The sequence below is a fragment of the Sphingomonas aestuarii genome (assembly GCF_054457155.1).
The window spans coordinates 597,931-611,174 of the sequence record NZ_JBTKVV010000001.1 but is presented as its reverse complement, the minus strand read 5'-3'; the positions used below and the strand labels follow the sequence as shown (position 1 = coordinate 611,174).

Annotated in this window: 12 protein-coding genes; 5 read left to right on the top strand and 7 right to left on the bottom strand. The window is 65.2% G+C overall.

Going from position 1 to position 13,244, the window contains the following annotated elements; genetic code table 11:
• Positions 1 to 54: 54 nt before the first annotated feature.
• On the bottom strand, positions 55 to 1,725 hold the full coding sequence (leuA, locus tag ACX0GZ_RS03035) for a 2-isopropylmalate synthase (RefSeq protein WP_458813310.1): 1,671 nt from the start codon (positions 1,723 to 1,725) through the stop codon (positions 55 to 57).
• Positions 1,726 to 2,017: 292 nt separating this feature from the next.
• Between leuA and ACX0GZ_RS03030 the strand changes: the two genes are divergently transcribed.
• Positions 2,018 to 2,416: a BLUF domain-containing protein gene (locus ACX0GZ_RS03030; RefSeq protein ID WP_458813200.1), complete on the top strand. Its 399-nt coding sequence runs from the start codon at positions 2,018 to 2,020 to the stop codon at positions 2,414 to 2,416.
• Between the two features lie 4 nt (positions 2,417 to 2,420).
• Here ACX0GZ_RS03030 and ACX0GZ_RS03025 read toward each other — a convergent pair whose 3' ends face one another.
• Positions 2,421 to 3,062 carry a YceI family protein gene (locus ACX0GZ_RS03025; protein ID WP_458813198.1) on the bottom strand — a complete coding sequence of 214 codons (642 nt, stop codon included), beginning with the start codon at positions 3,060 to 3,062 and terminating at the stop codon, positions 2,421 to 2,423.
• Between the two features lie 136 nt (positions 3,063 to 3,198).
• Between ACX0GZ_RS03025 and ACX0GZ_RS03020 the strand changes: the two genes are divergently transcribed.
• Both ACX0GZ_RS03020 and murD read left to right on the top strand, forming a co-directional pair.
• Entirely contained in the window at positions 3,199 to 4,500 is a 1,302-nt protein-coding gene (locus ACX0GZ_RS03020; protein ID WP_458813196.1) for a hypothetical protein, read from the top strand.
• The gene (gene murD / locus ACX0GZ_RS03015; protein ID WP_458813194.1) at positions 4,487 to 5,851 is read left to right on the top strand and encodes a UDP-N-acetylmuramoyl-L-alanine--D-glutamate ligase; all 1,365 of its coding nucleotides are present in this window, start codon (positions 4,487 to 4,489) and stop codon (positions 5,849 to 5,851) included. The genes ACX0GZ_RS03020 and murD overlap by 14 nt, the downstream gene beginning before the upstream one ends.
• A gap of 87 nt (positions 5,852 to 5,938) precedes the next feature.
• On the opposite strand, the gene ilvC is transcribed toward murD, so the two are convergent.
• From ilvC to miaA, 4 genes are all read right to left on the bottom strand, one after another.
• A complete protein-coding gene (gene ilvC, locus ACX0GZ_RS03010; protein ID WP_458813308.1) occupies positions 5,939 to 7,000 on the bottom strand; it encodes a ketol-acid reductoisomerase in 1,062 nt (353 codons plus the stop codon).
• A gap of 72 nt (positions 7,001 to 7,072) precedes the next feature.
• A complete protein-coding gene (gene ilvN, locus ACX0GZ_RS03005) occupies positions 7,073 to 7,588 on the bottom strand; it encodes an acetolactate synthase small subunit (protein WP_458813192.1) in 516 nt (171 codons plus the stop codon).
• A gap of 4 nt (positions 7,589 to 7,592) precedes the next feature.
• The gene (locus ACX0GZ_RS03000; protein WP_458813190.1) at positions 7,593 to 9,338 is read right to left on the bottom strand and encodes an acetolactate synthase 3 large subunit; all 1,746 of its coding nucleotides are present in this window, start codon (positions 9,336 to 9,338) and stop codon (positions 7,593 to 7,595) included.
• Between the two features lie 78 nt (positions 9,339 to 9,416).
• Complete coding sequence (miaA, locus tag ACX0GZ_RS02995; protein WP_458813188.1) at positions 9,417 to 10,352, bottom strand: tRNA (adenosine(37)-N6)-dimethylallyltransferase MiaA; 936 nt, start codon at positions 10,350 to 10,352, stop codon at positions 9,417 to 9,419.
• Between miaA and serB the strand changes: the two genes are divergently transcribed.
• Positions 10,345 to 11,226, top strand: coding sequence for a phosphoserine phosphatase SerB (gene serB, locus ACX0GZ_RS02990; RefSeq protein WP_458813186.1), 882 nt, complete (start codon positions 10,345 to 10,347; stop codon positions 11,224 to 11,226). The two genes, miaA and serB, sit on opposite strands and share 8 nt — an antisense overlap.
• A gap of 183 nt (positions 11,227 to 11,409) precedes the next feature.
• Here serB and ACX0GZ_RS02985 read toward each other — a convergent pair whose 3' ends face one another.
• On the bottom strand, positions 11,410 to 12,351 hold the full coding sequence (locus ACX0GZ_RS02985) for an SPOR domain-containing protein (RefSeq protein WP_458813184.1): 942 nt from the start codon (positions 12,349 to 12,351) through the stop codon (positions 11,410 to 11,412).
• 179 nt (positions 12,352 to 12,530) lie between these two features.
• Here ACX0GZ_RS02985 and ACX0GZ_RS02980 point away from each other — a divergent pair, with 179 nt between their 5' ends.
• The gene (locus ACX0GZ_RS02980; protein ID WP_458813182.1) at positions 12,531 to 13,244 is read left to right on the top strand and encodes an AAA family ATPase; all 714 of its coding nucleotides are present in this window, start codon (positions 12,531 to 12,533) and stop codon (positions 13,242 to 13,244) included.

The following is a 13,244-nucleotide window of genomic DNA, read 5'->3' as shown; positions in this document are numbered from 1 at the left end:
CGCTTTCCGCCCTGGATTGCTTCGCTGCGCTCGCAATGACGAGTTCGTTTCGGGTTATCCCGACCCAACCCCGTTCGCCGCGCTCAGCACCGCACGCACGCTCGCCGTGGCGACATCGGCGTCGATCCCCACGCCCCACACCGTCCGCCCATCACCCGTGCGGCATTCCACATAAGCCGCCGCTTGCGCGTCCGAACCCGCCCCGATCGCGTGTTCGTGGTAATCGGTGACGTCGATCTCGATCCCGCACGCCTGGCCCAGCCCGTCGATGACGCTGGAGATGAGGCCATTGCCGCGCCCCGACACGCTTTGCGCCGCGCCATCGACACAGACACGCCCGGCAAAGATGCGTTCGCCGTTCGGTGCGCGGTTCTCGTCATAGGCCTCAAGCACGAAACGCTGCGGGCCTTCGAGCGCATAGGTATCGGCAAAGCAGCGCCAGATGTCCCCCGCATCCAGTTCGCGGCTTGTGCGGTCGGCGAGCGCCTGGACGTGACGGCTGAAATCTGCCTGCATCCGCTTGGGCAGTTTCAGCCCCTTGTCCTGTTCGATCACCCAGGCGACGCCACCCTTGCCGGACTGCGAGTTCACGCGGATCACCGCTTCGTAGCTGCGCCCGAGATCGGCGGGGTCAATGGGCAGGTAGGGCACCTCCCACACATCGTCGTTGCGTGCGGCTTGAGCTGCGAACCCCTTCTTGATCGCATCCTGATGACTGCCGGAAAAAGCGGTGAACACCAGATCGCCGGCATAAGGCGTGCGCGGATGGACGGGCAGGTTGGTGCAATAGGTGACGGTGTTCACCACCGCGTCGATGTCGGACAGGTCGAGCTTCGGGTCGATCCCCTGCGTGTACAGATTGAGCGCGACGGTTACGAGGTCGCAATTGCCGGTGCGTTCGCCATTGCCGAGCAGGCATCCCTCGACCCGGTCGGCGCCCGCCATCATCCCCAGTTCCGCCGCCGCGACGCCGGTGCCGCGATCGTTGTGCGTGTGCAGGCTGACCACGACGCTCTGCCGGTTGGGCACGTTGCGGCAGAAATATTCGATCTGGTCGGCATAGACGTTGGGCGTCGCGCATTCGACCGTCGCGGGCAGGTTGAAGATGATCGGGCGTTCGGGCGTCGGGCGCAGCACCTCCATCACCGCCGAGCACACCTCCAAACTGAAATCGAGTTCGGCGGTCGAGAAGGTTTCGGGCGAATATTGGAAATGCCAATCGGTGGCGGGGCGCTTGGCGGCCTCGTCGCGCATCACCTTGGCGCCCGCCACCGCGATCTCGCGCACCTCGTCGCGGCTCATGCCGAACACGATGCGCCGCCAGGCGGGCGACACCGCGTTGTAGAGATGAACGATCGCAGCACGCGCGCCTTCCAGGCTCGCAAAGCTGGTCTCGATCAGGTCGCGGCGCGATTGGGTCAGCACCTGCACCATCACATCGCCGGGCACCGCGCCCGAGCGGACGAGGCCGGAGATGAAGTCGAATTCGGTCGCGCCCGCGCTGGGGAAACCGACCTCGATTTCCTTCAGCCCGACCTTGACCAACAGGTCGAAGAAGCGGCGCTTCTTCTCGCCGTCCATCGGGTCGATCAGCGCCTGGTTGCCGTCGCGCAGATCGGTCGACAGCCAGCGCGGGGGCCGCGTGATGGTGCGCGACGGCCATTGGCGGTCGCGCAGGTCGACGGGCGGAAAGGAGCGGTATTTGGTCGATGGGTTGCGGAGCATCTGTTTGATGACCTTCATGGGCTGGCGGCGGGGCCGCTGGAACAAGGTGCCGGTGAAGTCCCCTTAGGGATGGATGCGCAGCCGCACGCCCGTCCCTAAGGGCGGATAAGTCGCAGGATTAGGTCGTTGCGCGCAATCATCATGCGCCCTGTTCGCGAATCGCGCAGTTTTTGTCCAGAAAGAATTCGCCATACGGGTGTCTAGGCCCGCTTGGGCGCTGGCGAGAAAGTCGTAACCTTTTGGCGCTAGACCGTTTTTCGAGGGCATATCCCGAAGCGAAAGGCATCTCCGCGTGATTCAAATCGTCTATATCAGCACCGCGCGTGGCGACACGCATCAGGAGCGCGGGCATATCCTGCTCACGTCGCGCCGCAACAACGAGCGCGATGGAATCACCGGGCTGCTATATGACGACGGCGTGCGCTTTCTCCAGGTGCTTGAGGGGCCGCCCGAAAAGGTCGATGCCGCCTTCGCGCGGATCAAGGCCGATCCTCGGCACCGCGCCGTCGTTATCCTTTCTCGTCGAACGATCGACGCGCCTGAATTTGGCGATTGGGCGATGGCGTCGCTTACCCCCGGTGTGGAAGCAGGCGAAGTGATGGGCCGAGTCGAGCGCCTGGTTGCGCGTGCTTCGGACAATGTCCGCGCCACGTTCCAGAGCTTCGCCCGGGTTCGCAGCGCGGCGGCCTAACGGCCTATTGTTTCTCGAATGCGACGCTGATCGCCAGGTTCACGTCGTCGGGCACGTTCGGCAACGCATAGCTGATGCCGAACGCGCTGCGCTGGATCGTGGCGAGCCCGTGAAAGCCGACCGTTTCCTTCTTGTTCATCGGATTGGTGCCCGCGCCTTCGAAGCGTGCGGTGATCGACACTGGCCGGGTCTGACCCTTCAGCGTCAGATTGCCGTCGATCCGCGCACGCACCCCGTCGGGGTCGAGCGTGATGGCGGTCGATTTGAAGTTCGCATTCTCGAACCGGTCGAATTCGAAGAAATCGGTGCCCGACAGATGCTTGGTCAGGCCGTCACTGTTGGTTTTCAGCGACCGCATCGGGATCGTAATGTCGACGGACGCGGCTTGGAGATTGGCGGGATCGATCCGCAGCGTCCCCGTCACATCGCCGAACAGGCCGAAATAGTCGTTGAAGCCGAAATGGCTGACTCGCCACATCACCTGGGTGTGCGAAGGGTCGACGGCATAGCTGCCCGCGGTCACGCGCGATGGATCGGCGGTGCCGGGCAGGCCGGCTGGCGCGGTCGTCGCCTGCTGAGCGATAACGGGGGCGGCGATCGCGGCGGTGGCGAGGGCAGCAATTACGACGGGACGGGTCAGGCGCATGGCAATTCCTTTTCGTTTGACCGGGGCGAGCGCGCAGAACACTTGCGCAGCGCGTGCCGCCGGGGGCAAAGCAGGCGCGACCATGACAGAAGCCGCCCCTTACGCACAGCCCGCCGCAGCCGAAACATTCCGTTTCGTGAAACAGCGTTTCGACGACGACGCCGGCCGCGTTTTGCTGGACTATGCCTTCGATAACGGCACAGCGTTTACCGAGACGATCGATTTCGGCACGCCATTGCCCGCGTCCGGCAGCCCTGCGCGGCGTGCGTTCGACGCGGCGATCCGGTCGCTGTTCGTGATGGCGGGCGTCAGCTACTACAAGGCGTGGCTGCCGCCGGTGCTCGACCTGGGTGGCCTGAATCTGGCCGAGGACGAAATCGCGTTCTTCGCGGAGGTTTACCGCGAGGGGTTGGGCGAATTCGCGATGCGCAACGGATTGTCGCTCGACGAACGGCTCCGGTTCGAAAATGCCGGTGTCCCGGATGACGAACCTGCCGCGACGGTAGATCTGCCCGATCGTTCGGCGGTGCTGATCGGCGGCGGCAAGGATTCGCTGGTCAGCCTCGAAGTTCTCCGCGCGTCGGGCGACGACATCGAACTCTTCTGCGTCAATCCGCGCGAGCCGATGATCGACAGCGCCGCCGCCAGCGGCGTGCCGATGGCGACCGTCAAGCGCAGCCTGGACCCGTATCTGTTCGAACTGAACGCGACCGGTGCGGTCTATAACGGCCATGTTCCGATCACCGCGATCGTCAGCCTGATCGCGGTCGCCGCCGCCTTTGTGCACGGCTGGTCGAACATCGTCCTGTCGAACGAGCGCTCCGCCGACGAGCCCACGGTGGACGATGTGAACCACCAATATTCCAAAAGCAGCGCGTTCGAAGCGCGCTTTGCCGAGCATGTCGCGATGCACCTCTCGCCGAGCTTGAACTATTTCTCGCTGCTGCGGCCGCTGTCCGAGCTGCACATCGCGCAATTGTTCGCGAAAACCGATCGTTACGACCGCGTGTTCACGAGTTGTAACAAGGCGTTTCGTATTCTCGAACGCACCGGCGAACGCTGGTGCCTCGATTGCGCCAAGTGCCGCTTCACCTTCCTGATGATGGCGACCGCGATGTCGCCCGAACGGCTTGCGCGCGTGTTCGGTGCGAACCTGCTCGACATGCCCGAACAGCTTGGCGGCTATGAGGAACTGACCGCGCTCGACGGTGCCCACAAGCCCTGGGATTGCGTGGGCGAGTTCCTCGAATCGCGCGCGGCGCTGATGCGGATCGCCGATCATCCCGACTGGCGCGACACCGCGATCGTTCGCGCCCTCGCCCCCCGGATTGCCGCGACGCCGCCCGATGCGGTCGCGGCCTATGCCGATTTCCTGACGCCGCAATGGCAGGGCCGGGTGCCCGCCCGCTTTCGAAAGGCGCTTGATGGCTATCTTTGACGGCGCGCGCCGGGTCGGCATCTGGGGCTATGGCCGCGAGGGGCAGGCGGTGACGCGCTTCGTCCGCGCCCAGCATCCACGCGCGGCGGTGACGGTGCTGCTCGACGAGATGGCATACGGGCTCGATCTGCCCGCTGGGGTCGCGTTGCTGGCAGGCGATACCGCCAAGGCGGCGATTATGGCGGGTGAGTTCGACGTGATCGTCAAAAGCCCCGGCATCAGCCTGAAACGCCCGGACATAACCGAAGCAAAGGCGGCGGGAACGCGCGTCACATCATCGACCAACATCTGGCTGGAGGCAAACGGCACCGCCGGTACGATCGGCGTCACCGGGACCAAGGGCAAGAGCACGACCTCCACCCTGATCCTCCACATGCTGCGTGCCGCCGGGCGCGATGCGAAGCTGCTGGGCAATGCCGGGACTGCGGCGATCGGTGAAGCGCCCGCGGTGGACCACACCATCCTGGAGCTGTCGAGCTATCAGACCGCCGACCTCGACCGTGCGCCTGCGCTGGTGGTGGTCAACAACCTCTACCCCGAACATGTGCCGTGGCACGGATCGGTCGAGGCCTATTACGCCGACAAGCTGCGGCTGGCGACGATCGATCCGGGCGTGCCTGCGATCCTCAATTACCGCGATGCCGAGATCAGGAAACGGTTGGGCGATCGTGCGAACGTGACCTGGTTCAACGACGGGGAGGGCTATACTGCAGTCGGTGGATCGCTCAGCTATCAGGGGCGCGCCGTTTCGCTGACCGGCTCGGTGCCGAAGGGCGAACACAACCTGTCTAACGTCGCGGCGGCGGCCACGGTTGCGTCGATGCTCGACGCGCTGGAGGATCCGTGGGCGATCGACCTCGGCGGGTTCGCGACCTTGCCGCACCGAATGGAGGAGTTCGCGGTCGGCGGGCTGACCTGTGTCGACGACAGCATCTCGACCGTGCCTCAGGCGACGATGGCGGCGCTGTCGGTCTATGCGGGGCGTCCGATCCACCTGATCCTGGGGGGCAGCGAGCGGGGGCAGGATCACGCCGCGCTCCCCGACGCGATCCGCGCGGCGGGGGTGGCGAGCCTGTGGCTGCTGCCGGAAACCGGGCGGCGGATGGAGGCGGAGTTTGCTGGACGGCTGGACGGCGTTGTCGTGACTCCGGTTGCCGATCTGGAGTCCGCCGTGCGCGGTGCGTGCGAGATGGCGGGCGAGGGGGATGTGCTGCTGCTGTCGCCCGCCGCGCCGAGCTTCGTGCAGTTCAAAAGTTTCGAGGAACGCGGGGAGCGGTTTCGGGCGTTGTGCGAGAAATACGCTGCCAGTTCCTCCACGGCACTGGGGGGTGGCAGTCGCGATAGCGACTGACGGAGGGGGCGGACCACAACGCGCAACGCTCGCGGCCAGCCCCTTCCACCATGCTTTGCATGGCCCCCCCGTGCCGGGGGGATCGGGTCAGTTGAGTGCCTTGTCCACCAGCTTGTTCGCGCCGATCCACGGCATCATCGCGCGCAGTTCCGCGCCGGTCTTCTCGATCGGATGCGCCTCCGCTCTTTTGCGCGCGGCCTTTAGCTGCGGCTGGCCTGCGCGGTTATCGAGGACGAAATCGCGCACGAACCGGCCCGACTGGATATCGTCGAGCACGCGCTTCATTTCCTTCTTCGTCTCGTCGGTGATAATCCGCGGGCCGGTGACGATATCGCCATATTCGGCGGTGTTGCTGATCGAATAGCGCATGTTGGCGATGCCGCCTTCGTAGAGCAGATCGACGATCAGCTTGGTTTCATGCAGGCATTCGAAATAGGCCATTTCGGGCGCATATCCCGCCTCGACCAACGTCTCGAACCCGGCCTGGATCAGGTGGGTGATGCCGCCGCACAGCACCGCCTGTTCGCCGAACAGATCGGTTTCGCATTCCTCGCGGAAATTGGTTTCGATGATTCCCGAACGCCCGCCGCCGACGCCGCTGGCATAGGCGAGCGCCACGTCGTGAGCATTGCCCGTCGCGTCCTGGTGGACGGCGATCAGGCAGGGGACGCCGCCGCCGCGCTTATATTCGCTGCGGACGGTGTGGCCCGGACCCTTGGGCGCGATCATGATGACGTCGATGTCGGCGCCGGGTTCGATCAGCCCGAAATGGACGTTCAGGCCGTGGGCGAAGGCGAGCGCCGCGCCGGGCTTCATATTGCCCTTCAGATCGTCGTTCCAGATCGCCGCCTGATGCTCGTCGGGCGCGAGGATCATCAGGATATCGGCCCACCCAGCCGCTTCCGAGTTCGACATGACCTGAAAGCCCGCATCCTCGGCCTTTACCGCGCTGGCGGAACCTGCGCGCAGTGCGATCGCGACGTCCTTCACGCCCGAATCGCGCAAATTCTGGGCATGGGCATGACCCTGGCTGCCATAGCCGACGATCGCGATCTTCCTGTCGGAGATCAGGTTCAGGTCGGCGTCGGAATCGTAATAGACACGCATGGTTTGTCCCCTTCGAAAATGTCTGTGCTCCTGCGGAGGCAGAAGCGCTGAGTGGCGGGCGATGCCGCTGATTGCCAGGGCTCCTGCTTCCGCAGGAGCACGGTGTGTGAATTGCTACGCCGCCTCGCTCCCGCGAGAAATGGCGACGATACCGGTACGCGCGACTTCGACCAGGCCGACTTCGCGCATCAGTTCGACGAACTTGTCGATCTTTTCCGAGCCCCCGGTCACTTCGAACACGAAGCTGGCGGTGGTCGCATCGACCACGCGGGCGCGATAGACATCGGCCAGTCGCAGCGCCTCGATCCGCGTTTCGCCCTTGCCCGCCACTTTGACGAGCGCGAGTTCGCGTTCGACATGCGGGCCAAGCACCGTCAGGTCGGTCACCTTGTGCACCGGCACGAGCCGGTCGAGCTGGGCGATGATCTGTTCCATCACGTGCGCGGACGCAGAGGTGACGATGGTGATCCGGCTGATCCGGTCGTCCTCGCTGATGTCGGTCACGGTCAGCGATTCGATATTGTAGCCGCGCGCGGTGAACAACCCGGCGATCCGCGCGAGGATGCCGGGTTCGTTGTCGACGAGAATGGCGAGCGTGTGCCGCTCTGCGGTTTCCTGGGTGATGTGCATGTTCTTAGACCAGCGCCTTCGCTTCGTCGTCCATCGTGCCGGAGACTTCGTTCGCCTGAAGGATCATGTCGGTATGCGCCGCGCCGGACGGGATCATCGGGAAGCAATTGGCGAGTTGCGCCACCATGCAATCGACCATCACCGGGCCATCATAGGCAAGCATGTCGGCGATCCCGGCGTCGAGCTGGTCCGGGCGCTCGATCCGAATGCCTTTCCAGCCATAGGCTTCGGCCAGCTTCACGAAATCGGGAAGACTGTCCGAATAACTCTCCGAATAGCGGCTTTCATAAGTGAGTTCCTGCCACTGGCGGACCATGCCCATATATTGATTATTGAGGATGAAGATCTTGACCGGCAGCCGGTACTGGGTCGCGGTCGCCAGTTCCTGGATGTTCATCTGGATCGACGCTTCGCCGGCGATGTCGATCACCAGCGCTCTGGGGTTGCCGAGCTGCGCGCCGATCGCGGCGGGCAGGCCATAGCCCATCGTGCCGAGCCCGCCGCTCGTCAGCCATTTGTTGGGGCTTTCGAAATCGAAATGCTGGGCGGCCCACATCTGATGCTGTCCGACCTCGGTGGTGATGATCGGCGCGCGGTCCTTCGTTGCCTGCCACAGCGAACGGATCGCGCGTTGCGGCATGATTTCCGTTCCGGTTTCCGGGAATTCCAGGCATCTGGTCGCGCGCCAGCCTTCGATCCGGTTCCACCATTCGCTGAGGTCGGGCTTCGGATATTGGCGGCTTTTCCACACCCGGACCATATCCTCGATCGCGCGCCCGCAATCGGCGACGATCGGCAGGTCGACGCGGACATTCTTGTTCACCGAACTCCGGTCGATATCGACATGGATCTTGCGGCTGTGCGGGCTGAAGGCGTCGAGCCGCCCCGTCACCCGGTCGTCGAACCGCGCGCCCAGGCAGACGATCAGGTCGGCCTTGTTCATCGCCATATTGGCCTCGAACGTGCCGTGCATCCCCAGCATTCCCAGCCACTGCGGCGAGGAGGCGGGAAGCGCGCCCAGGCCCATCAGCGTCGAGGTGACCGGCGCGCCGGTGATCCGCGCCAGCTCGCGCAGCAATTGCGACGCGCCGGGTCCTGAATTGATGATGCCGCCGCCGGTGTAAAGGATCGGACGTTCGGCGGCCGCGATCATATCGACCGCCGCTTCGATCCGCGAGGGTTCGGCCTTGACCTGCGGGCGATAGGTCTTGTGTTCGATCGTGCCGTATTTGACCGATTTCGCGGTGGCGACCTGAACGTCCTTGGGGATATCGACGACCACCGGACCGGGGCGGCCCGAGGTCGCGATGTGGAACGCCTCATGGATCGTGGCACCCAGCCGCGCGGGGTCTTTCACCAGATAATTATGCTTGGTGACGTGGCGGGTGATGCCGACGGTGTCGGCTTCCTGAAACGCGTCGGTTCCGATCAGGCTGGTCGGCACCTGACCGGTGATGACCACCATCGGGATCGAATCCATCAGCGCGTCGGCGATGCCGGTGACCGCGTTGGTCGCGCCGGGGCCGGAAGTGACCAGCACCACGCCGGGTTTTCCGGTCGAACGCGCATAACCCTCCGCCGCATGGGTCGCCGCTTGTTCGTGACGGACGAGGATGTGGCGGATGCGCTGCTGCTTGAACAGCGCGTCATAGATCGGAAGCACCGCGCCGCCCGGATAGCCGAACACGACTTCCACACCGAGGTCGCACAAGGCCTCGATCAGGATGTCTGCTCCGCTTTTCTCGGTCACGGCGTGCTCCTTTCGCATATGCAATATCAGAACGGGAAGAGCGCGCCTAACCGTATAAAAACTGCGCGTCAACCGCCACTAGAGGAATCTTGTTTCAATATTATATAGAATCTTGTCTGTTTGTTTCTCTTGGGTGCGCCGCCAGTCGGCGGGTGGCTGGTTACGAAACCATGTATATTGGCGTTTGGCATATTGGCGGGTCGCGATGCGCGCAGCCTCAAGCGCGGCTTCGCGGTCGAGATCGCCGCCGAGCATCGCCGCGATCTCGCGCACGCCGATTGCCCGCATTACGGGCGCGTCGGGCGGCACATCCCCGCGGGCGGTCAGCGCGCGCACCTCGTCGATCGCGCCTTCGTCGAACATCGCCGCCAGTCGCCGGTCACAGCGTTCCTGGAGCCAGTCGCGCGGCGGCAGCAGGATCGTCGGCAACAGGGCGATGTCGCCGCCGATGCCCCCGGTGCGCGTCGCCTGCCAGTCGGCAAGGATACGGCCGGTCGATCGCACCACCTCCAGCGCGCGGGCGACGCGGGTGGTGTCGGCGGGGTTGAGGCGCGCGGCAGCGACGGGGTCGGCGATCCTTAACGCGGCATGCGCTTCGCCGACCGTCAGCGCGCGAATCTCTGCGCGGATCGCCGGGTCGATGTCGGGCACCGGCGCAATCCCGTCGAGCAATGTCCGCAGATAGAGCCCGGTGCCGCCGACCAGGATCGGCAACCGGCCTGTTTCATGCGCCGCTGCAATCTCCGCACGCGCTTCGCTCGCCCAGCGCGCGGCGTTATGATCGTCGGTCGCATCGATATGGCCGAACAGCCGGTGTGGCGCGCGGGCTTCCTCTTCCCGTGAAGGACGAGCCGATAGCACGCGCAGGTCGCGATAGACCTGCGCGCTGTCGGCATTGATGATCGTGCCGTTGTGACGTTCGGCCAGCGTCAGCGCGAGCGCGGACTTGCCGCTTGCGGTCGGGCCTGCGATGAGCGCCACCCTTGGAGCCGCGGGAGAGCCGATCATGTTCATCGCCACGCTGTTAGCAGCCGAAACCCTGCGTGCGGGAGATATTTCGGACGCGCGCGACCGGCTGGCGGCGGCGGGGCTGGGGGTCGGCGACTGGACGTGGATCGACGAAGGCGAGGCCGCCGATCTTCGCTTCGACGGCGATCCCGTGGTGGCCCGCAATGCACTGGAAGGGGTGTTTGCGCGCACCGATGCCATCGTCCAGCCTGCCGAGGGGCGCGAGAAGAAGCTGGTCGTCGCCGACATGGATTCGACGATGATCACCGTCGAATGCATCGACGAACTCGCCGATTATGCCGGGATCAAGCCGCAGATCGCCGAGGTGACCGAAGCGGCCATGCGCGGCGAACTCGATTTCGCCGCCGCGCTCCATGCGCGGGTCGCGCTGCTCAAGGGGCTGGAGGAAGCGGCGATCGACCGGTGTCTTGCCGAACGGGTCCGCGATTCGGACGGAGCGGCGACGCTGATCGGCACGATGCGCGCGCGCGGTGCGAAATCGGTGCTGGTGTCGGGCGGCTTCACCCGTTTTGCCGATCCGGTGGGTGCGCGGATCGGATTCGACCGGGTGATCGCCAACACTTTGCTGGTGGACGCGGCGCGGCTTGCGGGCGCGGTCGGCAAGCCGATCGTCGATGCCACGACCAAGCAGGCGACATTGCTGGCCGAAGCCGCCGCGCTCGGGATTCCGCTGTCGGCGACGATGGCGATCGGCGACGGCGCCAACGATCTGGCGATGATCCGCGAAGCCGGGCTGGGGGTGGCCTATCGCGCCAAGCCGGTGGTGGCAGTGGCGGCGGGCGCGCGGCTCGACCACGCGCCGTTGTCGGCGCTGCTCCACGCGCAGGGGATTGCGCGCCGGGAATGGGTGAAAGCTTAGTTAATTCCGTCACCCCGGCCGCAGTGCCGGGATCCACCGGGCGGAAAGCACGACGCCCAAAATCAAGCGATGCGCAAGGGGCTTAGTGGACCCCGGCACTGCGGCCGGGGTGACGGGTTAGTGGAGCAGCCCTTTTTTTAGATTATTTGCATGTCGGAATGACAAGGATTCTAGCGCATTCGCTCATCTCCGAACCGCGATGCACGGCTTGACGGCGCCGCAGGCCTTCGCCGCCTCGCCCTGCGATTCGAACGGCCCGACTTGTAACCGGGTGACATTCCCCGCCTTCACATAATAGGGCTGGCGACCGGGGAAGCGCCCGCCGAGCTTCGCCCACAGATTGCGCGCATTGCCCGCATCGCCGAACGCGCCGAGCTGGACCCGCCAGCCGCCATCGCGGATCGTCGGTTGCGCGGCGGGTTGCGCGGCGGGTTTCGGTCCGGGGGCGGGCTTGGCGGCGGCAGTCGCCACCGGTGCGGCAGGCGAAGCAGTACGCGCGGGTGTCGTCGGCGCCGGCGTTTCGCGGATGGCGATCAGCGACGGCTCGGCCTTGCCCGCTTCATAGCGTCGCGCGAGCGCGATGCCCTTCTGCTTGTCGGCCACGCCGATATACTGGTCCATCTGGGTCAGCGTTTTCGACGCCTGCGGCAATCCGGCCGATGCCGCGCGGCTGACCAGCGCATAGGCGCGGATCCAGTCCTTGCCGACCCCATCGCCGTTGAAGAACATCGTCCCCAGCACAAACTGCGCGCGCGGCTCGCCGCGCATCGCCGATTTGTCGAGCCATTCGGCGGCCTCGATCTTTTTCCCCAGCTCGAACAGGGCGAGACCGTAATTGTCGGCGGCCTGCGGATGGCCCTGTTTCGCGGCGCGTCCGTATAGATCGGCGGCGCGCGCCAGATCGGTCGGCACGCCGCGACCCAGCTTGTACGCCTGCGCCAGATTGAACTGCGCGTCGGCGTCGCCCGCTTCGGCCGGTCCCTTCCACTGCGCGACCGCGCGGTCGTAGTCGCCCTTGGACCAGGCATCGACGCCCGCTTTGACGTCGCTTCCGCTCTGCGCGAGCGCCGGTGCGGCAAGGAACAGGGCAAAGGCGGCCAATGCCGCCGGGCGTGGCGTGGTCATTCGGATCATCCCCTTGTCCGAGCGAAAGGTCATAAAGCCGCATTAACCATCCGATTGCAAAGAAATGATTAGCGGGGGCGCGGATGCCACCGAAATGGATGCGATCCGCCCGATTTACCATTTCTTATCACCCCCCATGTCATCCCGTTGCCAAGAGGGACCACGAATTCGGGGGATCAATGCGCGTTCTGGCGATGGCATCACAGAAAGGTGGTTCGGGAAAGACCACGCTTTCCGGGCATCTGGCCGTACAGGCCCAGCGCGCAGGCGCCGGGCCGGTCGTCCTCATCGACATCGATCCGCAAGGGTCGCTGGCCGATTGGTGGAACGAACGCGAGGCCGATTATCCGGCCTTTGCCCAGACCACGGTCGCGCGGCTCGCCGCCGATCTTGAGGTTTTGCGCCAGCAGGGCTTCCGGCTGGCGGTGCTCGACACCCCGCCCGCAATCACGATGGCGATCCAGAGCGTGATCGCGGTCGCCGAGCTGATCGTCGTGCCCACACGCCCGTCGCCGCACGACCTGCGCGCCGTCGGCGCCACGGTCGATCTGTGCGAACGCGCGGGCAAGCCGCTGATCTTCGTGGTCAACGGCGCGACGCCCAAGGCAAAGATCACCAGCGAAGCCGCCGTCGCGCTGTCGCAGCACGGCACGGTCGCTCCCGTCACGCTCCACCACCGCACCGATTTCGCTGCGTCGATGATCGACGGTCGCACGGTGATGGAGGTCGATCCGAACGGCAAGTCGGCGGGCGAGGTGACCCAGCTCTGGGGCTATATCTCCGACCGTCTGGAGAAGAATTTCCGCCGTACCGTCTTCGCCGCGCCCGCCGCGATGCCCGGTTACGGCCAGGTCCGTCCCGCCGGTGGCTTCGGCCGCCGCGTGGTAAGCTGA